The organism is Streptomyces sp. NPDC051310 (assembly GCF_044455245.1).
Lineage (GTDB): Bacteria > Actinomycetota > Actinomycetes > Streptomycetales > Streptomycetaceae > Streptomyces.
Map to the genome: position 1 here is coordinate 14,126 of NZ_JBITEO010000015.1, position 25,450 is coordinate 39,575.

Genomic DNA, 25,450 nt, shown 5'->3' on the forward strand with positions numbered 1-25,450 from the left:
GCGGGGCGTCCGGCGGACGCGCCGGCGCGTCCGCCCGCGGCGGCGTGACCGCCGCGCGCGACGTGACGTTCGCCTCCTCAGGTTTGCGCGCATTGTCAGTGGGCCAGTGCACTATCTGGGGTGGGAGGTGGCACGGTGTCCGCGTACGGCGTTGAGGGTTCGGCCCGGTTCGACTGTGACGTGCTCGTGATCGGCGGCGGGATCGTCGGGCTGTCGACGGCGTACGCGATCACGCGCGCCGCGCCCGGGACGCGGGTGGTGGTGCTGGAGAAGGAGACCGGCCCCGCGCGCCACCAGACCGGGCGGAACAGCGGCGTGATCCACAGCGGCATCTACTACCGCCCCGGCTCGCTCAAGGCGCGGTACGCCGTCCGCGGGGCGGCCGAGATGGTCAAGTTCTGCGCCGAGTACGGCCTGCCGTACGAGGTCACGGGCAAGCTCATCGTCGCCACCGAGCGGGACGAGCTGCCCCGGCTGCACGCCCTGGTCCAGCGCGGCCGGGAGAACGGCATCCCGGTGCGGGAACTGGGCCCGGCACAGATCACCGAGTACGAGCCGCAGGTGCGGGGCCTCGCCGCGATCCACGTCGGCACCACCGGCGTGTGCGACTACGGGGCGGTGGCGGCACAGCTCGCGGAGTCCTCCGGAGCGGAGATCCGTTACGGCGCGGAGGTCGCCGCCGTGGACCGGCGCCCGTGGGGCGTCGCCGTGCGGACGGCGGCCGGGGCGGTCGTCCGCGCCCGGGCGATGGTGAACTGCGCGGGGCTGCACTGCGACCGGGTCGCCCGGCTGGCGGGCGACGAGCCGGGCGTACGGATCGTGCCCTTCCGGGGCGAGTACTACGAGCTGGAGCGCCCGGAGCTGGTGCGGGGCCTGGTGTATCCGGTGCCGGATCCGGCCTTCCCCTTCCTCGGGGTGCACCTGACCCGGGGCATCGACGGCGGCGTCCACGTCGGGCCGAACGCGGTCCCGGCGCTGGCCCGCGAGGGGTACGGCTGGTCCACGGTCCACCCGCGCGAGCTGGCCGGCACCCTGACGTGGCCGGGGTCCTGGCGGATCGCCCGCCGCCACTGGCGCTACGGGGCCGGCGAGCTGCACCGGTCCGCCTCCAAGCGCGCCTTCACGGAGGCGGTGCGGCGCCTGCTCCCCGCCGTCGAGGCGCGCGACCTGCACCGCGCCCCGGCGGGCGTGCGCGCCCAGGCCGTCCTGCGCGACGGCACGCTGGTCGACGACTTCCTGATCCACGAGGCGCCGCGCACCGTCCACGTCCTGAACGCCCCGTCCCCGGCGGCGACCGCCTCCCTGCCGATCGGCCGCGAGGTGGCCCGGCGGGCGCTGGCGCACCTGGAGTAGAGCGGCCGGGCGGGACACCGCCGCGGCGGTCCTGACGGCCGCCCGCCGCGCGGGCCTGGAACCTGCCGCCGCGGCTCTCGAACCCGCCGCCGTGCGGTCCTCGAACCCGCCGCTGCGCGGGCTTGGCCCTGCCGGTGCGCGGGCCTGGCACCGCCCCCGGAGCGCTCGGCTCCGCCCCCGGAGCAGTTTTCGGCTCCGCCGTCGGGCCTGCCGCCGCGCGGGCCGGGGGCCGTAGAATCGGGGCATTGTGTCTGAGATCCGAGAAACCGCCGCGTCCCACCGGCCCAAGGGTGCGCCCCGCTTCCCCGAGGGCCCCGCGCCCGACCCCGCCGGGTCGCACTTCGAGCGGCGGATCCGCAGCTTCCAGCCCCGGCGCAGCCGCGTCACCCCCGGGCAGGCCGACGCCCTGCGGCGGCTGTGGGGCAGCTGGGGGCTGGACATCGACGGGCAGCGCGTCCTCGACACGGACGAGATGTTCGGCGGGCTTCCGGTCGTGCTGGAGATCGGCTTCGGGATGGGCGAGGCCACCGCGCAGATGGCCGCCGACGACCCGGGGACCGGCATCCTCGCGGTCGACGTGCACACGCCGGGCCAGGGCAACCTCCTGGCGCTCGCGGACAAAACCGGCCTGACGAACGTACGGGTGGCCAACGGTGACGCGATCATCCTGCTGCGCGAGATGCTGGCGCCCGACGCCCTCGACGGCGTCCGCGTCTACTTCCCGGACCCCTGGCCCAAGAAGCGGCACCACAAGCGGCGGCTGATCCAGCCCGAGTTCCTGACCCTGGTCGCGTCCCGCATGAAGCCCGGGGCGGTCCTGCACTGCGCGACCGACTGGGAGCCGTACGCCGAGCAGATGCTGGACGTGCTGAGCGCCCACCCCGACTTCGAGAACACCCAGCCCGACGGCGGATACGCGCCACGGCCCGCGTTCCGGCCGCTGACCCGGTTCGAGGGCCAGGGCCTGGACAAGGGGCACGTGGTGCACGACCTGCTGTTCCGGCGCCTGTCCCGAGCGTGACCATCCCGTCGCGTGCTGTCAGTGGTCCTCGTTAGTGTCATGGTGTGACCCACTCGTTCCCGCGCCCCGCACCGCAGCCGCCCGTCCCGGCGTACCGCAGCGACCCGGCGTTCGATGCCGTGCCGGAGCGCGCCCGGCACCGCTACCGGCCCCGGCGGCTGTGGCGCAGCCGGGTGGTGCGGCTGGGCACGGTGTCCACCCTGCTCGCGCTGTGCGGGCTGGTGATCCTCGCACTGGTGCGGGAGCAGACCGGCACCGAGGGGTTCCTCGTGGGCCTCGGGCTCGCCATGCTGCCCGTGCCGCTGCTGCTGGGGGCGTTCCGCTGGCTGGACCGGGTGGACCCGGGCCCATGGCGGAACCTGATCTTCGCCTTCTCCTGGGGCGCCTGCGCCGCCGCGCTCGTCGCGATCATCGCGAACACCTTCGCGCACCGGTGGATAGCCACCGCCACCGCCGACCCCTCGGCGGCGGACACGCTCGGGGCGACCGTCATAGCCCCGGTCGTGGAGGAGAGCGCCAAGGCGGCGGGCGTGCTGCTGCTCTTCCTCTTCCGCCGGCGGGACTTCGGCGGGATCGTCGACGGGGTGGTCGTCGCCGGCTTCACCGCGACCGGCTTCGCCTTCACCGAGAACATCCTGTACCTGGGCAACGCCTTCGGTGAGGACCAGGAGATCGGGACGTCGGGCTTCGCGTCCGTCACCGCGGCGACCTTCTTCGTACGGATCGTGATGTCGCCCTTCGCGCATCCGCTGTTCACCGTCCTGACGGGGATCGGGTGCGGCATCGCGGCGCTCACCGCGCGCCGCAAGCGTGTCCGCCGCGCCGTGCTGCCGCTGCTCGGGCTGGTGCTGGCGATGGGCGTGCACGCGCTGTGGAACGGCTCGGCGGCCCTGGGCCCGTGGGGGTTCTACGCGGTGTACGGGGCGTTCATGGTGCCCGCGTTCGGGCTGCTGACCTGGCTGGCGATCTGGACGCGCCAGCGGGAGCTGCGCACCATATCCGGCGAGCTGCCCGCGTACGCGGCGGCGGGCTGGATCTCGCCCGCCGAGCCGCTCGCGCTGTCCTCGATGCGGGCGCGCGGCCTGGCCCGGTCGTACGCGGCACGCTCCTTCGGCTCGCCGGCGGCCCGCGCGGTGGGCGAGTACGAGTCGTTCGCGACGTCGCTGGCGTTCCTGCGGCACCGGGCCCGCCGGGGGGCGGCCGACCCGGACTTCGCGGCCCGTGAGCAGGAACTGCTGTACCACCTGTGGCAGCGCAAGGAGGTGGCCGGCCCGGCCCTCACGTACGCGGCGCGGGCGACGGGCCGGGTGTGGACACCGCCTCCGCACCGGGACTACGCGGGCTACAACCCGTACCGGTCGTAGCCGGTCCCGGTCCCGGTCCCTAAAGGCTGCCGGCGGGCTCCTCCGTGGCGGAGGCGTCGGTGAGCGCGGCCAGCTCCTCCTGCGTCAGCTCCACGCCGGCGACCGCGAGCAGCGGGGGCAGCTGCTCGGCGGTGCGCGCGGAGGCGAGCGGCGCGGCGACGGTCGGCCGTGCGAGCAGCCACGCCAGGGCCACCGTCGCGACCTCGACGCCGCGCCCCTCGGCGACGGCGTCCAGGGCGGCGAGCACCGCACGGCCGCGTGCGGTCTCCAGGTGCTTGCCCGCGCCCGCGGCCCGGGCGCTGTCGACGTCCGCGCCCGGACGGTACTTGCCGGTGAGGAACCCGGAGGCGAGCGCCCAGTAGGGCACGGCGGACAGACCCGCCCGCTCGGCGGTGTCCCTCAGCGGTCCCTCGTAGGTGTCGCGGGAGACGAGGCTGTAGTGCGGCTGGAGCGCGACGTACGAGGCGAGGCCCTCGCGGGCGGAGAAGTCCAGGGCCTCCTGGAGCCGCTCGGCGGAGATGTTGGACGCGGCGATGGCACGGACCTTGCCGTCCCTGACGAGCTGGTCCAGCGCGGGGACGAACTCCTCGACCGGCACGCTCGGGTCGTCGTAGTGCGTGTAGTAGAGGTCGATGTAGTCGGTGCGCAGCCGGCGCAGGGACTCCTCGGCCGCCGCCTTGATGTTCGACGCGGCGAGACCCTTGTACCGAGGGTGGGAGCCGACCTTGGTGGCGATGAGGACGTCGGACCGGTTCGCGCGGGCGGCCAGCCAGTCGCCGATGACCGTTTCGGACTCGCCGCCCTGGTGGCCCGGGGCCCAGGACGAGTACGTGTCGGCGGTGTCGATGAAGTTGCCGCCGGCGGCCGTGTAGGCGTCGAGGACGGCGAAGGACTGCGCGGCGTCCGCGGTCCAGCCGAAGACGTTACCTCCGAGCCCGAGGGGGAAGACGTGGAGGTCGGAGGTGCCCAGCGTGCGGAGTGAGGTCATGCGTGGCTCAACGCCCCTCGAGGAGGCGGCTATTCCGGCCGTCGCACGCCCGGACGCGGGCAGTCTGCCGCAGCGGCACAGGGGCAGCCGGCAGCCCTGGCGTCGGGGGGTGCACCGCCAGGACTGCCGGGGTCTTCGCGGACGGCCGGCTCCACGGAGCCTCGGCCTCCCGATGCCCGCGCGGACGGCGCCTCTGCGGACGGCGCCCGCGGGGAAGGTGTCCGCGGGCAGGGTGTCCGCGCGGAAGCTCCCCGGCCGGACAGCGCCCGGCCGGGCCGTTCCCGCGCCACGAGCTCCCTGGCAGCTGGGCCCCGCGCAACGAGCTGCCGCGCCGACGCGGTCGGCATCAGACGGTCAGGCCCTTGCCGCGCAGCCATGCCAGCGGGTCGATGCCTTCGCCGCTCGCGGTGTGCACTTCCAGGTGCAGGTGCGGACCGGTCACGTTGCCGGTGGCGCCGACACGGCCGATCGTCTCGCCGGTGGCGACCTTCTGGCCGGCGCCGACCGTCATGGAGGAGAGGTGGCAGTACCAGACCTCGGTGCCGTCCTCGAGCTCCAGGACGATCCGGTAGCCGTACGAACCGGACCAGCCGGCCGACTTGACGGTGCCGCCGTGCACGGCCTTGGCCGGCGTACCCGTCGGGGCCGCGAGGTCGAGCCCGGTGTGGTAGCCGGAGGACCACATCGAGCCGGCCTGGCCGTAGGTCGAGGTGATCGTGTACGAGGAGGTCGGCAGCGCGTAGCTCGCGGCGAGCTTCGCCAGCCGCTCGGCCTCCGCCTTGGCGGCGGCTTCGGCCTCGGCCTTCGCCTGCGCTTCGGCGGCTTCCTTCTCCGCGGCGGTCTGCTGGGCCTTGGCCGCGGTGGCGGCCTGCTCGGCGGCTGCCTTCTCGGCCGCGGCCTTCGCCGCGGCGTCGGCGGACGCCTGCTGCTGCTCGGCCTGCTGGAGGATGCGGGCGCGCAGCGCCTCGCCGGCGTTCGCTCCGCTGTCGGCCTGGTCACCGGTGCCGTCGCCGGCGGTGAGGGAGGCGGCGGTGAGCGGCGCCGCGTTCACGGGAGCGTCGCCCGGGGTGTCGCCGTCGTCGGACATCAGGGTGCCGATACCGGGCATGGACTCGGCGTCCGGCAGGCTGTCGGCGATCGCGCCCGGCAGGTCGGGCAGGGATATCGAGACCGGGGGCTTGTCCTGCGCGGTGGCCATGCCGCCCGCGCCGACCGCCGCGATCACGCCCACGCCGAGGACGGTGGAGCTGCGGGCCAGCCCGCCGCGCTGCTTGACGACCCGGTGGCGGCCCCGGACCGGACGGACGGTGTCCTCGGTCGGGTTCCACTCCTCCCACGGACCGTCCGCGGGAGCACCGGAACCGAACGAAGCGGCGGCGTAGGGAGCCGAGGGGGCCGAGGGAGCCGACGGCGCTTCGGGGGCAGGCCTGTTGGACGCCACGGGGGCGCACTCCTTTCCTTCCTTCTCGCCTACCGGGTTAGCTGACGGGTTCGGAGCAGGAAGGTCTCCTACGGGCCGGCGATGCGGCCCGATTCACCCCAAGTGGTGGTTCCCCGGTTCCCATGCGGAATTCGGCGCGCGCGCACGGTGCCGTCGCTCTTGCGTCGGCTGGGACGACCGCGCTGCGTTATCGAACGTTAATAGACGCGGGGCCGCGTTTCCAAGCTGTTCCTACTGATCATTAACTTCCACCGGCCGGACGTACCGCCCCACAGGCGGGCAGATGCGGCAACTTGACGGCCCCTCAGGCCCCGCGCGCCTCATCACACTTTCCGACTCCACGTCAAATGCTTTGCGGAGCGGTATGCACCGGTCACGCTCGGTGCTCGGCGGCGTGCGCCGACGGCCTGTTCACGGCCAGCAGGGCCAGGTCGTCGGTGGCCCCGCCGCCGGTGTGCCGCCGTACGTCCTCGACGAGCGCGTCCAGCAGCTCCTCCGGCCCCTCGAAGTCCCGCCCCGCCAGCCCCACGGCCGGGTCGTAGAAGGCACCGGTGGCGTCCCTCGCCTCCGACAGCCCGTCCGTGTAGAAGAGGAGCGTCGCTCCGGGCGGGTACGGCACCTGCTCCGCGCGGTCGGGCCAGGCCCCCAGGTCGGCCATGCCCAGCGGCAGCGCCGGCTCGGCCGGCTCCAGCGGCTCCAGGCTCCCGCCGGCGTACAGCAGCAGCGGGTCCGGGTGGCCGCGGTTGACCATGCGCACCACCCCCTCGCCGCGCGGCACCTCGGCCAGGACGGCGGTGGTGAACCCCTCGAAGGCGTCCAGCCCGTCCCGCCGCGTGCCCTCCCGGGCGAGCGCCCGCTCCAGCCGCTGCGTCACGCCCTCCAGGGAGCTCTCCTGCTCTGCCGCCTCCCGGAAGGCCCCCAGCACGACCGCCACCGCCTCGACCGCGCCCATGCCCTTCCCCCGTACGTCCCCGACCACCAGCCGCACCCCGTAGGGCGTGTCCTGCACGGCGAACAGGTCGCCGCCGATGAACGCGTCCGCCTGCGCCGCCTCGTACCGCGCCGCCACGCGCAGTCCGCCGATCCGCTCGGCCGGCGTGGGCAGCACCGCCCGCTGCGCGGTCTCGGCGATGCCGCGGGCGGAGGCGAGCCGCTCACCGCTGCGCCGGACGACCCGGTTGATGAGCAGCGCGAGCCCCGAGACCGTGATCAGGGTGACGGTCTCGGTGATCGCCGGGGCCTCGTGCAGCACGCCGCTGTGGAGCCGCGGCCCGACGACGGCCAGGACGGCGGCGAGCCCCGCCACCAGGGTCGTACGCGCGGTGAAGAAGGGCGCGGCGACGAGCGGGGCGGCGGCGAACAGCGGCACGGCGGTGAACGCGGGCGGCGTGGCCAGGTCGTACCCGATCCCGCCGACGATCATGAGGGCGGGGACCGCCCGGAGGAAGCGGCGCACCCGTGCCCGCCGGGGGTTGCGCACCCAGGTGGAGTCCGCGGTCGCGCCCCTCGTGCCGGTACCCCCGGTGCCGCCGTTGTCGCCCACGGCTACGGACGGTAGGCGGGGCCCGCGCACGCCGTCCGGAGCCGCGCCGCACCGCCGTACGCCATCGGCCGACCGGGCGAGCGCACTCGGCCCGGGAACGACGAAGACCCGGTGCGCAAGGCACCGGGTCTTCGTCGATCAGTAGCGGGGACAGGATTTGAACCTGCGACCTCTGGGTTATGAGCCCAGCGAGCTACCGAGCTGCTCCACCCCGCGTCGGTGAACACCACCTTACGCCATCGGAGCGGAGATCATCACCACGGACCGCCGGGCGCTACGCGGCGCCCGGGATCTTGGCCGTGCTGAGGGCGATCCGGTTCCAGGTGTTGATCGTGAGGATGAGGGCCAGGAGCCGCGCCAGCTCCTCCTGCGCGAAGTGGGCCGCAGCGCGCGCGTAGACGTCGTCCGGCACCCCGGACGACGCGACCAGCGTGACGGCCTCGGTCAGCGCGAGGGCCGCCCGCTCGCGCTCGGTGAAGAAGTGCGCGGCGTCCTCCCAGACGGCGACCATGTGCAGCCGCTCCTCGCTCTCACCGGCCTTGCGGGCGTCGCGGGTGTGCATGTGCAGGCAGTACGCACAGCCGTTGAGCTGCGAGGACCGGATCTGGACGAGCTCCACCAGGGTGGGGTCGAGGCCCTCGCGGGCGGCGGTGTCGAATCCGATCAGGGCCTTGAAGGCCTTCGGGGCGGCCTGGGCGAAGTCGAGCCGGGAAACCGTGTCCGTGTTCGTCATGCCGTCGAATCTAAGGACCGGAAAGACCGGCTGTAGGGTGCACTTCCATGCCGGAATCATGGGTCAATTCCGCCGAGCGCACCGGGTCCGACCTGCATCTGGAGCTGCCGGCGGGCGGTAGCCGCCGGGCCGCGGTGAGCGCCGCGCTGCGCGACGCCGTCCGCAGCGGCAGGCTCACCCCCGGCACGCGCCTGCCGCCGTACCGCTCGCTCGCCGCCGACCTCGGGCTCGCCCGCAACACGGTCGCGGACGCGTACGCCGAGCTCGTCGCCGAGGGGTGGCTCACCGCCCGCCAGGGGTCCGGCACCCGCGTCGCCGGACGGGCGGCCGTACCGGCGGGAACGGCCAGGACCACGGGAGCGGCCACAGCGGCCGCCGGACCGGCGGGACCCGGGCGGACGATGGGCGAGGCCGGCCCGCCCGTCCGCCACGACCTGCGCCAGGGATCCCCCGACGCCTCGTCCTTCCCCCGCACCGCCTGGCTCGCCTCCGCCCGCCGCGCCCTGAACGCCGCTCCGCACTCCGCCTACGGCCCCGGCGACCCCCGGGGCCGCATCGAGCTGCGCACGGCGCTCGCCGCCTACCTGGCCCGCGCGCGGGGCGTGCACACCTCGCCCGAGCACATCGTCATCTGCTCGGGGTTCGCCCACGCGCTGCGCCTGCTGTTCGGCGACCGGGTGCTGCGCGGCCCGCTGGCCGTCGAGTCGTACGGACTCGGCTTCCACCGCTCGCTGCTGGAGGCCGCCGGGACGCCCACCGTCCCCCTCGCGCTGGACCAGGACGGCGCCCGCACGGAGGAGCTGGCGGACCGCCCCGGCGTACGGGCCGTACTGCTCACGCCCGCCCACCAGTTCCCCACCGGCGGCCCGCTGCACGCGCGGCGCCGCGCGGCGGTGGTCGACTGGGCCCGCGCGCGCGGCGCCCTGGTCCTGGAGGACGACTACGACGGCGAGTTCCGCTACGACCGCGAACCGGTCGGCGCCGTCCAGGGCCTCGACCCGGACCACGTCCTCTACTGCGGCTCCGTCAGCAAGAGCCTCTCCCCCGCCGTGCGGCTCGGCTGGATGGTCCTGCCCCCGCACCTCGTCGGGGCCGTGCTCGCCGCCAAGGGCGAACGGGAGGCGTGGGCAAGCGTCCTGGACCAGCTCACCCTCGCGGACTTCATCGCGTCGGGCGCGTACGACCGCCACGTGCGCCGCATGCGCCAGCGGTACCGCCGCCGCCGCGACCGGCTCGTCACCGCCCTCGCCGCCCACGCGCCGCACCTCGTCCCCACCGGCATCGCGGCCGGCCTCCACGCCGTCCTGCGCCTCCCGCCGGGCACCGAGGCCTCCGCGGTACGGGCGGCCGGGCGCCGGGGCATCGCCCTCGACGGTCTCGCCGCCTTCCGCCACCCGGCCGCCACCATGCCCGCCCCGGACGGCCTGGTCGTCGGCTACGCCACCCCGCCGGACCATGCCTACGGCCCCGCCCTGGAGGCCCTGTGCGCGGCGCTGCGGCCGGCGGGTGGGCGGTGAGGCACGAAGAAGCCCCGGACCGGGGATGCCGGTCCGGGGCTGCGCGGTAGGCCGTGTGGGACTCGAACCCACAACCAACGGATTAAAAGTCCGCTGCTCTGCCAATTGAGCTAACGGCCCGCGACCCGCAGCATATCCGGGCGCCTCGCGTTGTGCCGAGCATAGCCCTCCCGGGTCCGGGAGCCGATCGAGTATCGGCCCCCGGGCCCGGGCAGGCGGTGTCAGAACAGCGTCCTGTGCGAGGTCCATCCGCTGCCGGCCAGGCGCGAACCGCCGAACGAACCCGCGCCGTTGCCGTCGTTGCGCCAGAGGTTGCCGGAGGTGTCCCGGGACAGGAGGTCCGCCTTGCCGTCACCGGACAGGTCGCCGATGCCGAGGACGGTGTCGCGGTTGGCCCCCCAGTCGCTGAAGACGAGGACCCGGCTCCTGACGGTGCCGTCGCCGCGGCCCTCGACGCGCCACAGCTCGTTGGAGGCGTCCTGGAGGAGCAGATCGCCGTGGCCGTCGCCGTTGAGGTCGCCCGCGCCGACGACCTTCTTGTACGCGGACCAGTTCGAGCTGATCCGCACGCCCGGCTGCAGCCGGCCGTCGGCCCTGCCCGCGTACAGCCAGATGTCACCGGTGGCCGCGGCCCGCCCGATCACGTCGTCCACGCCGTCACCGGTGAGGTCGCCGGGGGAGGCGATCACGTTGTGGACGTCCCAGCCGGTGCCGAGGGACACCCGGACGGTGCCCACCTGGCGGTCCGGCAGCCGGCAGGCCCCGTCGAACGAGCCCTCCGCGCGGTACAGCACGCCCGAGGAGTGACGCAGCAGCAGGTCGTTGCAGCCGTCGCCCAGCGGGTCGCCGATGGCCACGGCGGCGTCCACGTCGTCCCACGGCAACGGCGACGTCTCGGCGGGCTTGTCGGAGAGCGTGCCGTCCGGCCTGCCCTTGATCAGCTCCATCCCGGCGTACTTGTTGATCGCCAGCAGGTCCGGGGTGCCGTCCAGCCCGAAGTCGTGCCGCGGCGCCCTGCCGTGGTACAGCGCGACCGTCCCGGACCGGACGAGGTCCCCGCCCCTGCCGTCGGCGGGGGTGATGCGGACGGTCCAGGTGTACGCGCCGGACAGCGCCGGGGCGCCCTGGGCGTCCACGCCGTCCCAGGCGGCCGTCACCGCGGTGCGGTCGCCGGTGCCCTTCGTCGTCGCGACCAGCGCGCCGGTCGCCCGGTGGCGGAACTCCGCGGTCCAGGAGGCGGCCGGACCGGTGAGCTCCCACCGCGTCTGCCACGGGTCGCTGCGGCGCGGCCGGACCGACGGGTCGTCGGCGGCGGGCCGCAGCGCCGCCAGACCGGAACCCGTGGCGCCGGTCGGCGCGATGTGCGTCGCACCCGCGGCGTCCGTGTACGCGATGTGGCCCCGGTACCGGTCCACGGTCCACGTCACCCGCCGGTCGTGGCCGCCCGCCTCGCGGTGCGGCAGGGCCGCGACGGTGCGCGTGCGCGCCGTGCCGGAGGTGACGTCGGTCAGGCGCAGCTCACCGGCCGCGTGGCGCACGGTGAAGCCGTCACCGAGCAGGACGTCACCGCCGTCGACGCGGACGGACTTCTTCGCGGTGCGGTCGTACACGCCGGCCGGGCCGTCGGCGCCGCACGACCAGTACAGCCAGCGGTGCACGGCCTGGATCTCCGTGGGAACGCACGGCACGTCGGTGGTGACACTCCCCGTCTCCTCGGCCTCGGCCAGGTCGTACGCGGTGAACGTGCCCGCCGTCGCGGTGGCGCTCCACAATGTGGTGTCGTACACGGCGGCGGCCACCTCGGGCCGCTCCAGCAGGGTGCCGCCGCCGACCGTGTCGAGCACGAGCTGCTTGTCCTGCGTACCGCTGTCGTACACGGCCCAGCGGCGGTCGGCGTCGACGATCCGGCCGCCGCGGTGGCCCTCGAGGACGTCCCGGTGGTGCTGGTGCGCGATCACGTCGTCGCCCTGGCCGGTCAGGTACGTCACCTCGCCGCCCTCCGCGGCGAAGAGACCGGAGGCGGTGGTGCCCAGCGCGTACCGCTCCGTCCGGTCGCCCGCGACCGGTGCCGGGCCCGTGCCGCCCTCGTACTGGTGGAGGCTGCCCTTCATGATGCCGCCGGTACGGGACGTCATCCCCTCGGCGATGCCGAGGCGCCCGCGGTCCAGGCTCAGGCCGTAGCGCACCGGCTTCGTCGTGCCGACCGGCAGCAGCGCGGCCGGTACCGCGGCACCGGGCGCCAGGCGCCGGACGGCCCAGTCGGCGCCGCCGGCGCCGCCGCCGAACAGCAGGGCGCCGCCGTCGCCCGACTGGATCAGGGAGGCGGCCTCGGGCAGGACCGTCCGCACCTCGGCGCCGTCCGCCAGGCCCACCGCGTACAGCGGGTCGGCCACGCCGTCGTCCGGCTTGGCGGCCGTGCGGACCGCGTAGACGGCGTCGCCCACCAGGGCGATGCGGTAGTCCGCGGTGCCCTGCGCGGGCGCCGGGAGCGCCACGGTCCGCTCGGGCGCGCCCGGTTCGGTACGGGACCGCAGGTGCACGGAGCCGCCCGCGAACCAGGCGACGTGCCGCTCGTCGAAGGCGAGCCGGGCCGCGTTGGCCAGGGAGGTGGTCCACACGACGGCGCCCGAGGCGAAGTCGACGTACCCGAGCCCCGGGCCCGAGGGCGTCGACCAGGACAGCACGCCGCCCCTGCCGTCGGCCGCGCGCAGCAGGTATCCGGTCGACCCGGCGGGGAGCCCGGTGACCTCCCTGGCCGACCAGCCGTCGCCGGACGGCGCCAGCAGGTGCACGCCGAAGCCGGTCCCGCCGGCCCTGCGGAACACGCTCGCGGTCAGGAGCCCGTCCGGTGTGCCGACGGCGCCGAGGAACGTCTCGCCCTCCGGCAGCGCCCGCTCGGTGACCTCGCCGGTCACGGTGTCCAGCACGCGCTGCGTGCCGTACCGCCCCTGCTGCGCGTACGTGACGACCTCGCGGCCGTCCGCCGCCCGGGTCACCCGCGCGTAGACCGGGGCGGTGTCGGGCAGGGGGTGGACGACCGTGCCGTCGTACGAGCGCCACACGGGGGACGTCGCGTCCTCGGCCTTGTGGACGTAGCCGGTCGCTCCGCCGACGCCGATGGTGTCGGCGAACCGCCGCTCCGTGCCGTACGGCTGGATGACCGCCTCCGGCGGCAGGTCGGCCGCACGCGCGGGCGCGGCGCCCAGCGGCGCGAGGCCGAGGGCGAGGCCGCAGGCGGTGGCGACGGCCGTGGCGGCGGTGGCGCCGCGGGTCAGGGCGTTTCTGCCCAAGGTGATGCTCCTCCATCGAGTGCGTCGGATACGGAGAGAGTTGCGGGGGCCGCCCGGGTGCTGCGCATGCGCCGGACGCATGCGCCGGGAATCGGGCGGCGGACGCGGGCGGCGGACGCGGGCGGCGAACGCGGGCGGCGGAACCGCGACCGCCGTGGCATCGGGCGGACCGGCGACCCGTGCGGCGGTCGCGGTCGCCGGTGCCACGGCGGATCGCACAGGGCGGAGAGGCCCGTCAGGCCGTGTCAGGCCGTCAGCCCGTCAGCCCGTCAGCCCGTCAGAACAGGCCTTTGTAGCCCTGGTAACCGGAGCCGACCTTCACGGTCGACGACAGCGACCCGGATGCGGTGCCCGCGTTGCGCAGCAGGTTGCCGGCGGTGTCGCGGGAGATGAGGTCCGGCCGGCCGTCACCGGTCATGTCGCCGGCGCCGACGATGGCGTTGCGTCCGGCGCCCCAGTTCTGGAAGAGCAGCACCCGGCTGCGGAACGGACCGGTGGTCCTGCCGTCCACCCGGTAGAGGGTGTTCGCGCCGTCGAGCAGCAGCAGGTCGCCGATGCCGTCGCCGGTGAGGTCCCCGGCACCGATGATCCGCTGGTAGCCGGACCAGTTGGTGTGGATCACGCGGCCCGCGGTGAGCTTGCCGTCGGCTGTGCCCTCGAAGAGGTACATGTCGCCGTTGGACGCGCGGCGGCCCACCAGGTCGGGACGCCCGTCCCCGGTCTGGTCCCCTGCGGACACCAGGACGTTGTACGCGCCCCAGCCGGTGCCGAGCGCCACGCGCGGGCTGGTGCTCTTCACGACGCCCTGGCAGTCGCCGTCGTACCGGAAGAGCTCCCCGGCCGTGGTGCGCACGAGCACGTCGTTGCACGCGTCACCGCTGAGGTCGCCGAACGGCACGACGTGCTGGGCGGCGCTCCACCCGGCCGCGGCGGTGTAGGTACGGGTCGTGCCGGCGTACTCGTTGGCGGAGAGCGTGCCGGAGGTGGTGAGCGCGAACAGCTCGCCGGCCTTGTCGCCGTCGTAGTCGCGGAACGCCGGGCGCACGGGCGCGGGGGCCGGGGTGCTGCCGGTCACGGTCACCGTGCCGGTCACCGCCAGGTCGGCGCCCAGCCCGTCGGCGGCCTTGCCCGTCAGGGTCCAGGTGTACGACCCGTTCCGTACGGGCTCGCCGGCCGTGTTCTTCCCGTCCCAGGCGGCGTCGATCCGGCCGCGGCCCTCGGCCCCGGAGATCGTGCGCACCACGGTGCCGGTCGCGGCCTCCTTCACCGTGATCTGCCAGGCGCCGGTGGGCTTGGAGGTCCACCAGGTGCCGGAGAAGCGCTGACCGGTCCGGGCCAGGTCCAGCGCCGTGCCGGTGACGGAGGTGTCGATCACCGTGACGGCGGGCGCGGGGATTCCGGTGCGGACGATGCGGACGCGCTCGTCGTCACCCGCGTACGCGACGTGGCCGCCGAAGCGGTCGACGGTCCAGCCGGTACGCCGCTGCGTGGACGACCCGAGGTCGGCCGCGCTCACCAGGGTGCGCTGCGGCAGGTCGGCCACCGCGCCCGAGGCGGGCAGCCCGTTGTGCAGGTCGAAGAGGGTCAGACCGGTGTTCTTGTCCCGGTCCTGGTGGACCAGGTAGCCGTCGCCGAGCAGCACGTTGCGGCCGGGCGCGGTCACGGTCCGCTTGGTCTGCCGGTCGTACACGCCCGAGCCCTTGACCCACCCGACGGTGTCGACGCACGCCCAGTACACCCAGCGGCCCGCGGCCTGGAGCTCGCTCGGGACGCAGTTGTTGGGGGTCGTGAAGGACTCGCCGGCCGTGCCGGCCGGGAGGCTCTTCGCGGTGATCGTGCCGCTGTCCTTGGCGGCGCTCCAGAGCGTGGAACCCCACACGGCGGACGCGCCGCCGCTGAGGGGGAGCAGCGCCCCGGAGTCGGGTGCCTTGAACTCGGCGGCGTAGTGCGTGCCGCCCGTGCCGTTGGCGATCACGCCGAACCTGCCGGAGAGGTCGGCGAGCACGGGGCTGTGCATGCCGGTGGTGAGGCGCGGGCCCCACGCCAGCTCGCCGTTCTTGAAGAGCAGCGTCACGCCGCTCCCGGTGGCGTTCGCGCGGCCGTGGTGGCCGTCACCGCCGGCGAACATCGAGACGCAGCGCTCGTCGTCGTACCCCTCGTCGCCGACGCAGTCGCCGTCCCGGCCGCTCACCATCCAGTCCACGGTCGAGCGGACCGGCTGCGGCTGCCCGGAGGTGCTGAGCCAGGTGCTGCGGTACGCGCCGAGGTACGTGTGCGGCTGGTAGATCGTGCTGCTGTCGGCCGTGGTGAGGATGCCGCTGCCGAGGGAGAGCCCGTAGATGTGGGCGGGCGCGGGCTCGATGGTCGTCAGGCGGCGCACCTCCACCCCGCCGCCGTCCTTGGGCACGATGCGGTGGATGGCCCAGTCGATGTCGCCCTGCGGCGGGGGGTTGGTCGCGCCGGCGACGAGGACGGAGCCGTCGGGGGCGGTGACCATCCCGCGCGCCAGCTCCAGCACCGCCTGGCTGGCGCCCTCCTCGTCCAGCAGGCGGAAGAGCGGGTTGCCGCGGTACTCGTTGTTCCCGGAGTTCTGGTGGGCCAGACCGAGCACCGAGGTGCCGGCCATCGCGAACTCCCCTCCGCCCACGGGGTTGGTGCCGACGCTGCGGACGACCGTGTGCGGGGCGGCGCGGTCCAGGACGTCGACCATGCCGCGGCCGGTGCGCAGCCGCAGGATCGATTCACCACCGAGCCGGAAGCCGTCCACCTCCCCCGGGTTCTCGGGGTCCGCGAGGTCCGGCAGCGGCTTCGCCACGCCGTCGGCCAGGTCCACGAGGGACCAGCTCGCGCTCGTCGCCTCGGCGGACGCCCGGTAGCGCAGGATGAGCGACCGCGCGTCGCCGTGCTCGACACCCTGGAGGGCCGCGCCCTCGGGGAGCCCGGTGACGGGCGTGTCGGTCGTCGTGCCCGCCTCGTGGCGCAGCACGTGGTAACCGGTGGGCGCGTCGGCCGCGCCCGTGCGGGTGAGGACCGCGTCGCCGAACGTGCTGACGTACGCCTGGCCCTGCGGCAGCACGATGTCCGCGAACGGCGCGCCCGCGCCCTTCTGGAGGGTGACGTGCGGCGCGGGGGAGGCGGAGTAGAGGGCGACCGTGTCGGAGCCCTGGCCGTAGTGGCCGCCCTGGGCGATCGGGAGCCGCTGCCGGCGGTCCCAGCTGCCCGAGTCGATGTCGAAGCGCGGCTTCTCCGGCAGCCGGGTGGCGAGCGGGGTCGCCGAGCCGGTCGCGTAATCGATCCACAGAAGGCGGTCGTCGCCTTCCTGCGCCAGCAGGTAGCCGGTCTCGCCGGCGTTGAGGATCGACGTGCCGCGCGGCGCGAAACGCGGGGCCGGCGGCAGGACGGTCACGTCCGACGCCTCGGCGGCGGTGGCGGGCAGCGCGGTGACGGCGGATCCCGCCGCCGTCGCGGTCGCCAGCGCCAGGATGAGAGCGGCACGGGCGCGGGCGTTTCCGCGCACACGGCCATTGCTCGTACGAGCCAAGTGAGTGTCCCTCCCCAGGACATGAGGGCAGGGGTTTCGGCATCGGCCGGAACCGGCGACGCGAGTGCGAGCGGAAGAGCCCCCCAGCCGATCCCCCCATGCGATGGCGCTGACCATAACAGCACCCTCGTGGCTGAAGAAAGCCGGTTTCGAACCCGTTCAAAGGGCGGACGGGACAAGGGAAACGGCCCGGGCAGCACGAAGCGGGCCCGCACGGCACCGGAGTGCTGTGCGGGCCCGCAGGGTCCTGCTGCCGGACGTCAGCCGTCGGGCGTCAGCCGTCAGCCGTTGCGCTTCCAGCGCGGCTTGTCGTCACGACGGCCGTGGGCGCGGTCGGACGTGCCACCGGCGCGGAAGCCGCCGGAGGGGCGGTCGTCACGGCGGTCGCGGTTGAACGGGCGGTCGCTGCCCCGGTGACCACCGGAGGGGCGGTCGTCACGGCGGAAGCCACCGGAGGGACGGTCGTCGCGGCGGAAGCCACCGGACGGACGGTCGTCACGGCGCTGGAAACCACCGGAGGGGCGGTCGTCGCGGCGGAAGCCACCGGAGGGACGGTCGTCGCGGTCACGGCGCTCGAAGGAACGGCCGCCCCGGTCGTCACGGTCGCGGTTGAACCCGCCGCGGTCGTCACGGTCACGGCGCTGGAAACCACCGGAGGGGCGGTCGTCGCGGCGGAAGCCCCCGCGGTCGTCGCGGTCACGGCGCTCGAAGGAACGGCCGCCCCGGTCGTCACGGTCGCGGTTGAAGCCGCCGCGGTCGCCCCGGTCGTCGCGGTCGCGGTTGAACCCGCCGCGGTCGTCACGGTCACGGCGCTGGAAACCACCCGACGGACGCTCGTCACGGTCACGGCGGAAGCCGCCGCGGTCGTCACGGTCACGGCGCTGGAAGTTCCCTCGGTCGTCCCGCCGGTCGTCCCGCCGGTCGTCACGACGCTCGTCCCGCGGCTGCTCCGGCAGGGAGACGGCGGCAGCCGCGGCCGCCTCCGCGACCTCGGCCTCGGCGGCCTCCGTCACCTCGGCGACGGCGGCCTGCGGGTCGTCGCCGCGCTCGCGCGCCGCACGGGCCACCAGACGGTCGGCCTCCTCGCGCAGCTCGGCGGCCCGGCGCTGGAGACGCTCCAGCTCCTTGGTCAGCTCGGCGACCTCGCGCTCGGCCTGCTTGGCCGCGTTGTTCGCGGAGTCCGCCTGCACCTCGGTCAGGGACCGGGCGCCGGTGATCTCGGCGACCTCCGGGTCGAACGCCCCGGCACCGCCCACGATGTGGCGCGAGGCGTCGACGCCCGCGTCCTCCATGAGGCGGAAGATCTGGCGGCGCTGGTGCGGCAGGGCCAGCGAGACGACGACGCCGGACTTGCCCGCACGGGCGGTACGGCCCGAACGGTGCAGGTAGTCCTTGTGGTCGCCGGCCGGGTCGACGTTCAGGACCAGGTCGATGCCGTCGACGTGGATGCCGCGGGCGGCGACGTCGGTGGCGACGAGGGCGTTGACGTAGCCCTTCTTGAAGTCTTCCAGGACCCGCGTACGGGCGCCCTGGGTCATGCCGCCGTGCAGCGCGTCGGCCTTGACGCCGGAGTCCTGCAGCTGCTCGGCGATGCGGTCCGCGCCCAGCTGGGTGCGGACGAAGATGATGGTGCGGCCCTTGCGGGCGGCGATCGCGGCGGTGACCGGCGCCTTGTCCTTGGGCTTCACGACCAGGACGTGGTGGGTCATGGTGGTGACGTTGCCCTGGGCGCTGTCGACCTCGTGGACGACCGGGTCGGTCAGGTAGCGCTTGACCAGCGTCGCGATCTCGTTCTCCATCGTGGCGGAGAAGAGCAGGCGCTGGCCGCCCGCCGGCACCTGGTCGAGCAGCTCGGTGACCTCGGGCAGGAAGCCCAGGTCGGCCATCTGGTCGGCCTCGTCGAGGACGGCGACCTGGACGGCCTCCAGCGAGCAGGCGCCGCGGTTGATGATGTCTCGCAGACGGCCCGGGGTGGCGACGAGGATGTCGACGCCGCGCTCCAGGGCGTAGATCTGGTTGCCCATCGACGTGCCGCCGCAGACGACCTTCATCTTCAGGCCGAGGACGTCGCCGTACGGCTGGAGGGCGTCCGCGACCTGCATCGCGAGCTCACGGGTCGGGGTGAGGATGACGCCGCGGGGCTTCTTCTTCTCGGTGTGGCCGCCGGCCAGGGTGGCGAGCAGCGGCAGGCCGAAGGAGAGCGTCTTGCCGGAGCCGGTGCGGCCGCGGCCGAGGATGTCCTTGCCGGCCAGGGCGTCCGGGATGGTCGCGGCCTGGATCGGGAAGGGGGCGGTCACGCCGTTCTGGGCGAGCTTGCGGACGATGCCCTCGGGCAGACCGAGGTCCCCGAAGGTCATGGTCGGCTCGTCGTCGGCCACAGCGGCGTCGTCGGCGGCGTCGTCGGACTCGACGGCCGCGTCGGTCACGGCGTCTTCGACGGCCTCGACGAGCGCCTCGTCGGCCTCGGGCAGGACAGCGTGGTCAGAACTGAAAATGGACATGCGAAATGCGAAACCTTCCGGAGTCTCGGCACGCGCCCGTCAACTCCGTGTTTCGCAATTCGACCGCCTCGATGCGGTCAGCCACGGCTGGGGAGAGAGTACGCGCCACACGCGGCGCAGCTTCTGTCGGCGCCGGGCAAATGGGAAATGGGATCAAACGATCTACCACCATACGCACCCACCCCCACTCGACGCAAACCGGGCTGCGTCACACCGGGCCGGCGACCCCGCTCCGGCCCCGTCCGTACGGGGGCTTCCGCGCGCTCCACGCTGCGCTCAGGCGGGCGCGACCTGCGGCGATGCATGCGGCACGGCGAAGTCGGGAGCACCGCGCATCGCCTCCGTCCGGGTGGTGTCCGCCGCCGGGGAGGCGGACGGCGAGTCCGAGGGCTTCGGGTCCGGGTCGGTGGGCGGGTCCGTCGGAGTGGGCGTGGGCTCCGGCGGCGTGGTGGCCGGCGGCGTCGGCTCCTGGCTCGGCGAGGCGTCACCGCCGCCGGCACCGCCGCCCGCGGGGCCGCCGTGCCCGCCGCCGCTCGGCGACGGCTTCTGCGGGCGCCCGGGGCGCTCGCCGCCGGGGCCGCCCGCTCCCGGCTCTCCGGGCTTCCCGGAGGGCGCCGCGGTGCCGCTGGGCTCCGCGGAGGACCCGGCCCCGCGACCCTCCGCGCCGCCGGGCCGGCCGCCCGGGCCGGCGACGGAGCTCGGGTCGTGCCAGCGGCCCGGTCCGGCGGCTCCGCCGTCCGGGTCTGCCGCCGCCGCGTCCGAGGGCCCGGCCGAGCCGGACGGCGCCGGCCGGGCGCTCTCGTCGGTGACGCTCATGCAGCCGCTGAGGGAGCCTGCGGACGCCGCGACCGCCAGTGCGGTGACGGCCCATCGGACAGGGGCGGGCAACTGGCGCACGCGGGCACCTCCACAGGCACGGGACGGGGTTTCCCTGCCCAACTCCCCACGCCCCACAAGGACACGCCCGGACGCAGGGGCCACCGCATCCGCCACCCCTGTCCCGCCGCCCCGGCCCGGCCCGCGGGGCACCCGGCACGGGCCCCGCACGGCCCGGGGCGCGGACGGCACACGGGCAGGGCACGCCGGGCCGCGCACCGCAGCCGGCCCGCGGCCCACCACCCGCCACCGGCCAGCCGGCACCCGGCACCCGCAACACGCCGCCCGTCAGGCGCCGGCCGCCACCCGTCGGCCGCCACCCGCACCCGTCAGCCCCACCCGTCAGCCGTACCCCAGCTCGTGCAGCCGGTCGTCGTCGATGCCGAAGTGGTGGGCGATCTCGTGCACCACCGTGACCTCGGTCTCCGCGACCACGTCCTCGCGCGAGTCGCACATCCGCAGCGTCGGCCCCCGGTAGATCGTGATCCGGTCCGGCAGCACGCCCGCGTACCACTCGCCCCGGTCCGTCAGCGGGGTCCCCTCGTACAGGCCCAGCAGATCGGGATCGTCGGGCGACGGCTCGTCCTCCACGAACACCGCGACGTTGTCCATCAGCCGCGTCAGCTCCGGCGGGATCCTGTCCAGCGCCTCGGCGACCAGTTCCTCGAACTCCTCGCGCGTCATCTCCAGCACCCGGCCATTGTCACGGATGACCCGCATGTACGGGCATAGCCGCCGGTCCGCACGGGCATACGTGCGCCCATGGCTGCCCGAGCTGCCCTGCGCACCACGTACGCCCGACTGCTCCGCCACTACCGCTCACGCCACACCGGTCCCACCTCCGCGCTGGTGCACGCTCCGCACCCGTACGTCCGCGCCGTCGGCCTGGTCGTCGTCGTCCTCTTCGGCGCGTGGCTCGGCCTGCTGATCGTCGGGAGCGTCCGCACGCCGGTCGGGCCCATGGACACGAGCATGACCCTCCGTCCGTCACTTTCCGGCGGCACGAAGATCAACGTCTCGCCGCTCGGCGCCCTCACCCTGGACTCGCACCACGCCCCCATCCGCCTCGACGTGGACGTCGACCAGCTCGACCCCGTACGCGCCCAGGCACTGGTGGAGCACCCCGAACGCCTGTCCGGCCTGCAGGAGGAGATCTCCCAGGACGTCGCCGACGGCACGCGCGAGCTGGCGGTGCGCTCCTGCGTCGCCGTCGTCTCCGGCGCCACCGCGCTCGGCCTCGCCGTCTACCGCCGCCCGCGCCGCGCCCTGGCCGCGGGGGGCCTCGCGCTGGCGCTGCTCGCCGCGTCGGGCGCCACGGCCTTCGCCACGTGGAACCCCAAGTCCGTCCTGGAACCGAAGTTCTCGGGGCTGCTCTCCTCCGCGCCCTCCGTCGTCGGCAACGCCCGTTCCATCGTCAGCGAGTTCGACGTCTACCAGAAGGAACTGGCGCGCCTTGTCACCAATGTGACCAAGCTGTACGAGGCCACCTCGACGCTCCCGACGTACCAGCCGGACCCGGCGACGATGCGCGTGCTGCACGTCTCCGACATCCACCTCAACCCCGCCGCCTGGGAGATCATCCGGTCGCTCGTCGAGCAGTACCGGATCGACGTGATCATCGACTCGGGCGACACCATGGACCACGGCACCGCCGCCGAGAACGGCTTCCTCGACCCGATCGCCGACCTCGGCGCGCCGTACGTCTGGGTCCGCGGCAACCACGACTCCCGGGCGACCCAGGAGTACCTGGAGGGCCTCGACAACGTCCACGTCCTCGACGAGGGCCGGGCCGTCACGGTGGCGGGACTGCGGGTGGCGGGGACCGGGGACCCGCAGTTCACGCCGGACCGCTCCGTCGCGGCCGCCGGCGACGACGCCGAGCGGGCGGCCGGGGCCCTGCTGGCGGCGTCGCTGCGCGCGCAGCGGAGCGCGGGCACGCCGGTGGACATCGCGGTCGCCCACAACCCCGTGGCGGCGCAGGGCACCGACGGCGAGGTGCCGCTGGTCCTGGCGGGCCACGTCCACCGCCGCGAGACCAAGCTCCTCCCGGAGGGCACCCGCCTGAAGATCGAGGGCTCCACGGGCGGCGGCGGGCTGCGCGCCCTGGAGCGCGACGAGCCGGAGAAGGTCCGCGCGTCCGTCCTCTACCTGGACCGCACCGAGCGGCGCCTGCAGGCCTGGGACGAGATCACGCTGGGCGGCCTCGGCCTGACGACGGCCGAGGTCAGCCGCCACCTCCCGGAGGAGAACCGCCCGGGCGCCCCGGCGCCCTCCTCCCCCTCGCTCCCGGTGACCCCGGCGCCCTCCCCGGACCGGTCCCGCGCCCCCTCGCCGACGGCCTCGCCGTAAAGCGTTTTGGCGAACCGTCCCCACATCCCATATGCTTCTCACGTCCCCGACGCGCTGATGAAGCGCCCAGGCGGGCCATCAGCCCTCATCGTCTAGTGGCCCAGGACGCCGCCCTTTCAAGGCGGTAGCACGGGTTCGAATCCCGTTGGGGGCACGCATCACCGTGTGCGAGACTGAGTCTCGCACCAAGCTTGGTCCTGTGGAGCAGTTTGGAGTGCTCGCCACCCTGTCAAGGTGGAGGCCGCGGGTTCAAATCCCGTCAGGACCGCTGCGGCTCGCAAGAGCCGCGTGGCTGGGTAGCTCAGTTGGTACGAGCGTCCGCCTGAAAAGCGGAAGGTCGCCGGTTCGACCCCGGCCCCAGCCACCGCAGCCCTACCAGGGCGAACACCCCCGTCGAGGATTCTCGGCGGGGGTGTTCTCGTACCGCCACGCCGATGCCCTGCCCCCCCTCGTCCGGCGACGCACGGCGCCCCCGGGCCGGGCAGGGGGGCGGCCGAAGGGGCGGGCCGGTACGGTCCCGGCCATGACGACACCCCCGACGGACTCCCGGACAGCCCCCCGCCCGACCGCGCTGTGGGGGGTCTGCCTCGCCTCCTCGGGCGTCTTCCTCGTCAGCTGGGCGCTGTGCTGGGTGAACGCGTACGTCGTCCATGACGACCTGCCGAACACCTGCGGCGACCTGCGGCGGCAGAGCTTCCCGCCGGAGGTGGCGTGCGCGTCCGCGGACGGCACGCTCACCGGGGCGAACGCCGGCTGGACCGAGGCGCTGTTCTTCGCGTCGCTCGTGGTGTCCGTGCTGCTCACGGGCATGGCGCTGGCGCTGGCGGCCGTCCGCAGGAAGTGACGCCCACGGGATCGGCCCGCCATCCGGAACCCGGCACGCGAGGAGGCGGAGGGCCAAGCCCCCCGCCGCTCACGCCCGCTCGCTCCGGTGCCGCCATCCCCGCGCACCCAGGGTGATCGCGGTCAGGGCCACCACGCCCAGCAGCAGCGCCCAGTCCGGCACCGCCCGCCCCAGCGCCGCCACCCGGGACTCCAGCGCGTACGAGTCGTCCACCGTCAGCAGACCCGGCAGGGCCGTGGTGCCGTCGAAGACCAGGAAGAGCGCGCCCAGCAGCACGAAGAAGACGCCCGACAGCACCGATGTGCTGTGCAGCCGCAGCCGGCCCAGCCGCAGCGCCCGGCCCCGCAGCCAGCCGCGCCGCCCCAGGTCGTAACGGTCCCAGAGGAGCGCCAGCAGGAACAGCGGCACCGCCATGCCGAGGGCGTACACCGCCAGCAGCAGCCCTCCGTACACCGGGCTCCCGCTGACCGCGGCCACCGTCAGCACGCTGCCCAGGATCGGTCCCGCGCAGAAGCCGGCGAGGCCGTACACCAGGCCCAGCGCGAACACCGAGAGCGCCGACGTCGGGCGGATCCGGCCGCTCGCCTCCGCGATGCGGCGCGAGGCGAAACCCAGGCCCAGGATCTGCGCCACGCCCAGCGTGATGATGAGCCAGCCGCCCGCGGTCACGAGCAGGTCCCGGTGGCCGTAGAAGACCCGGCCCGCGAAGGAGCCGGCCGCGCCCAGCGGGGCCAGCGTGGTCACGAGCCCCGCGTAGAGGATGCCGGTGCGAGCCAGCAGCCGGGCCGGGCTGTCCACTGAGTACGCGAAGAACGCCGGCAGCAGCAGCGCGCTGCACGGGCTCAGCAGCGCGAGCAGACCCCCGAGGAACGCCGCCAGATAGCCGATGCCGCTCACCGCCCGGCCTCGCGCTTCGCCGCCTCGATCGCGTCCGTGAAGGTCTCCATGGGCTGGGCGCCGGCGATCGGCCGGCCGTTCACCAGGAAGGACGGCGTCGACGTCGCGCCCAGCGCGTACGCCTGCTCCTGGTCCTTCGCGACGGCCCGCCGGGCCGCCTCGCTCTCCAGGTCCCGTCCGAAGCGGTCGAGGTCCGGCACCCCCGCCTCCCGCCCGAGCGCGAGGAGCCGCTCCTTGCCGAAGCCCTTCTCCTTGGCGCCCTCGGCGTACGCGGCCTTGTGGAACTGCCAGAACCGGCCCTGCTGCCCCGCCGCCCACGAGGCACGCGCCGCGCCCTCGGAGGGCTCCCCGAAGATCGGGAAGTTGCGCCACTCGATGCGCAGCGTGCCGTCGCGGACGTACTTGTCGATCAGCGCGGGCTCGGTGTCCCGGGCGAACTTCCCGCAGTAGCCGCACTGGAAGTCCGCGTACTCGATGAGGACGACGGGCGCGTCCGCGCGCCCCACCGCCAGCGGGTCCTTCGCGTCGCGCCGGGCGTACGCCTCCAGTTCGGGGTGGACGCCGCCCGCGCTCCGCTGCTCGGCGACGACGGACGTACCGGGTTCGGCGGGCTTGGTCGCGGTGTACGAGGCGAGGGCGGCCAGCGCGGCGGCGACGGCGACACCCGCACCGATGAGGTAGGGCTTGGACGTGGGCATGGGGCAACTCCTGAGCGCGGGAAGAACGGGACCGTACGGAGGGATCGCGTACGCCCCTATACGCGCAGGACCGACAGATCCACCGGGGACGGCCCCGAGAGCCACGGCGGGGCCCGCTCCGGCCGGACGGCCGCGACCGCCGGGTCGTCGCGGTCCGCGGGCAGCCGCGTGCCGGTGTGCGGCGGGGGAAGCAGCTCGGCCGCGGTCACGGGCCGCGGGGGCACCGCGGGCGCCAGGCCGCCTTCGTCGTCCAGCGGGTCGCATCCGGGGGCCTGCTCCCCGGGGCCGGCGGTCACCGCGGCACCGGCGGTCGCCACGGGCCCGCCCTGCGCCACCGCCGCGCCCGGGCCGCACACCAGCAGTGCGCCCATCAGCAGGAGGACGGCGGCGGCCGCACGGCACCACCGGCTGCCGGTGCAACGCATGCGACACCGCCTCCCAAGATCGTTCGACTCGCCGGAAATGGTACGGGGAAATCGGTTCGCCACTCCGTC

The 25,450-nt window shown here is 74.7% G+C and carries 18 protein-coding genes, 5 tRNA genes and 1 riboswitch; of the genes, 9 read left to right on the plus strand and 14 right to left on the minus strand.

The features are described 5' to 3' along the window. Nucleotides 1-135 precede the first annotated feature (135 nt). The 3 genes from lhgO to ACIA79_RS21810 all read left to right on the plus strand — a co-directional run bounded on the left by lhgO (nucleotide 136) and on the right by ACIA79_RS21810 (nucleotide 3,738). Complete coding sequence (lhgO, locus tag ACIA79_RS21800) at nucleotides 136-1,353, plus strand: L-2-hydroxyglutarate oxidase (protein WP_399430007.1); 1,218 nt, start codon at nucleotides 136-138, stop codon at nucleotides 1,351-1,353. Nucleotides 1,354-1,600: 247 nt separating this feature from the next. Further along, on the plus strand, nucleotides 1,601-2,374 hold the full coding sequence (gene trmB, locus ACIA79_RS21805) for a tRNA (guanosine(46)-N7)-methyltransferase TrmB (protein WP_399430008.1): 774 nt from the start codon (nucleotides 1,601-1,603) through the stop codon (nucleotides 2,372-2,374). A gap of 44 nt (nucleotides 2,375-2,418) precedes the next feature. Next, complete coding sequence (locus ACIA79_RS21810; RefSeq protein WP_399430009.1) at nucleotides 2,419-3,738, plus strand: PrsW family intramembrane metalloprotease; 1,320 nt, start codon at nucleotides 2,419-2,421, stop codon at nucleotides 3,736-3,738. A gap of 19 nt (nucleotides 3,739-3,757) precedes the next feature. On the opposite strand, the gene ACIA79_RS21815 is transcribed toward ACIA79_RS21810, so the two are convergent. The 5 genes from ACIA79_RS21815 to ACIA79_RS21835 form a co-directional block, all read right to left on the minus strand. Further along, nucleotides 3,758-4,726, minus strand: coding sequence for an aldo/keto reductase (locus ACIA79_RS21815; RefSeq protein ID WP_399430010.1), 969 nt, complete (start codon nucleotides 4,724-4,726; stop codon nucleotides 3,758-3,760). Nucleotides 4,727-5,072: 346 nt separating this feature from the next. Next, nucleotides 5,073-6,167 (minus strand): M23 family metallopeptidase, encoded by a 1,095-nt coding sequence (locus tag ACIA79_RS21820; RefSeq protein ID WP_399430011.1) that lies wholly within the window; start codon nucleotides 6,165-6,167, stop codon nucleotides 5,073-5,075. A gap of 11 nt (nucleotides 6,168-6,178) precedes the next feature. Beyond that, nucleotides 6,179-6,314: riboswitch (cyclic di-AMP (ydaO/yuaA leader) on the minus strand. 226 nt (nucleotides 6,315-6,540) lie between these two features. Then, entirely contained in the window at nucleotides 6,541-7,710 is a 1,170-nt protein-coding gene (locus ACIA79_RS21825) for a PP2C family protein-serine/threonine phosphatase (protein ID WP_399430012.1), read from the minus strand. 142 nt (nucleotides 7,711-7,852) lie between these two features. After that, a tRNA-Met gene (locus ACIA79_RS21830) sits at nucleotides 7,853-7,926 on the minus strand. A 58-nt stretch (nucleotides 7,927-7,984) separates the two neighbouring features. After that, nucleotides 7,985-8,443 (minus strand): carboxymuconolactone decarboxylase family protein, encoded by a 459-nt coding sequence (locus ACIA79_RS21835; protein WP_399430013.1) that lies wholly within the window; start codon nucleotides 8,441-8,443, stop codon nucleotides 7,985-7,987. A 47-nt stretch (nucleotides 8,444-8,490) separates the two neighbouring features. On the opposite strand from ACIA79_RS21835, the gene ACIA79_RS21840 reads away from it, so the two are divergent. Beyond that, nucleotides 8,491-9,960 (plus strand): PLP-dependent aminotransferase family protein, encoded by a 1,470-nt coding sequence (locus tag ACIA79_RS21840; RefSeq protein WP_399430014.1) that lies wholly within the window; start codon nucleotides 8,491-8,493, stop codon nucleotides 9,958-9,960. Nucleotides 9,961-10,007: 47 nt separating this feature from the next. Here ACIA79_RS21840 and ACIA79_RS21845 read toward each other — a convergent pair. The 6 genes from ACIA79_RS21845 to ACIA79_RS21870 form a co-directional block, all read right to left on the minus strand. Then, nucleotides 10,008-10,080, minus strand: a tRNA-Lys gene (locus ACIA79_RS21845). A gap of 101 nt (nucleotides 10,081-10,181) precedes the next feature. Beyond that, on the minus strand, nucleotides 10,182-13,250 hold the full coding sequence (locus ACIA79_RS21850) for an FG-GAP-like repeat-containing protein (RefSeq protein ID WP_399430015.1): 3,069 nt from the start codon (nucleotides 13,248-13,250) through the stop codon (nucleotides 10,182-10,184). A 277-nt stretch (nucleotides 13,251-13,527) separates the two neighbouring features. Beyond that, the gene (locus ACIA79_RS21855; RefSeq protein WP_399430016.1) at nucleotides 13,528-16,767 is read right to left on the minus strand and encodes an FG-GAP-like repeat-containing protein; all 3,240 of its coding nucleotides are present in this window, start codon (nucleotides 16,765-16,767) and stop codon (nucleotides 13,528-13,530) included. Nucleotides 16,768-17,072: 305 nt separating this feature from the next. Further along, nucleotides 17,073-19,292, minus strand: a complete 2,220-nt coding sequence (locus ACIA79_RS21860) for a DEAD/DEAH box helicase (protein ID WP_399430017.1) — start codon at nucleotides 19,290-19,292, stop codon at nucleotides 17,073-17,075. 276 nt (nucleotides 19,293-19,568) lie between these two features. After that, nucleotides 19,569-20,189, minus strand: a complete 621-nt coding sequence (locus ACIA79_RS21865; protein ID WP_399430018.1) for a hypothetical protein — start codon at nucleotides 20,187-20,189, stop codon at nucleotides 19,569-19,571. A gap of 321 nt (nucleotides 20,190-20,510) precedes the next feature. Further along, entirely contained in the window at nucleotides 20,511-20,861 is a 351-nt protein-coding gene (locus tag ACIA79_RS21870; RefSeq protein ID WP_399430019.1) for a metallopeptidase family protein, read from the minus strand. Nucleotides 20,862-20,930: 69 nt separating this feature from the next. Between ACIA79_RS21870 and ACIA79_RS21875 the strand changes: the two genes are divergently transcribed. The 5 genes from ACIA79_RS21875 to ACIA79_RS21895 all read left to right on the plus strand — a co-directional run bounded on the left by ACIA79_RS21875 (nucleotide 20,931) and on the right by ACIA79_RS21895 (nucleotide 23,361). Next, nucleotides 20,931-22,517 carry a metallophosphoesterase gene (locus ACIA79_RS21875; RefSeq protein WP_399430020.1) on the plus strand — a complete coding sequence of 529 codons (1,587 nt, stop codon included), beginning with the start codon at nucleotides 20,931-20,933 and terminating at the stop codon, nucleotides 22,515-22,517. 81 nt (nucleotides 22,518-22,598) lie between these two features. Further along, nucleotides 22,599-22,671, plus strand: a tRNA-Glu gene (locus ACIA79_RS21880). 39 nt (nucleotides 22,672-22,710) lie between these two features. Beyond that, nucleotides 22,711-22,785, plus strand: a tRNA-Asp gene (locus ACIA79_RS21885). 22 nt (nucleotides 22,786-22,807) lie between these two features. Continuing rightward, nucleotides 22,808-22,881: transfer RNA gene (locus ACIA79_RS21890), tRNA-Phe, on the plus strand. Nucleotides 22,882-23,040: 159 nt separating this feature from the next. Continuing rightward, complete coding sequence (locus ACIA79_RS21895) at nucleotides 23,041-23,361, plus strand: hypothetical protein (RefSeq protein ID WP_399430021.1); 321 nt, start codon at nucleotides 23,041-23,043, stop codon at nucleotides 23,359-23,361. A 69-nt stretch (nucleotides 23,362-23,430) separates the two neighbouring features. On the opposite strand, the gene ACIA79_RS21900 is transcribed toward ACIA79_RS21895, so the two are convergent. Genes ACIA79_RS21900 through ACIA79_RS21910 form a run of 3 tightly spaced genes read right to left on the minus strand, consistent with a single transcriptional unit; the run spans nucleotide 23,431 to nucleotide 25,381 of the window. Further along, complete coding sequence (locus ACIA79_RS21900) at nucleotides 23,431-24,258, minus strand: cytochrome c biogenesis CcdA family protein (RefSeq protein ID WP_399430022.1); 828 nt, start codon at nucleotides 24,256-24,258, stop codon at nucleotides 23,431-23,433. Continuing rightward, complete coding sequence (locus tag ACIA79_RS21905; RefSeq protein WP_399430023.1) at nucleotides 24,255-24,956, minus strand: DsbA family protein; 702 nt, start codon at nucleotides 24,954-24,956, stop codon at nucleotides 24,255-24,257. Before ACIA79_RS21905 ends, ACIA79_RS21900 begins: the two co-directional genes overlap by 4 nt. A gap of 56 nt (nucleotides 24,957-25,012) precedes the next feature. Next, the gene (locus ACIA79_RS21910) at nucleotides 25,013-25,381 is read right to left on the minus strand and encodes a hypothetical protein (protein WP_399430024.1); all 369 of its coding nucleotides are present in this window, start codon (nucleotides 25,379-25,381) and stop codon (nucleotides 25,013-25,015) included. Nucleotides 25,382-25,450 lie beyond the last annotated feature (69 nt).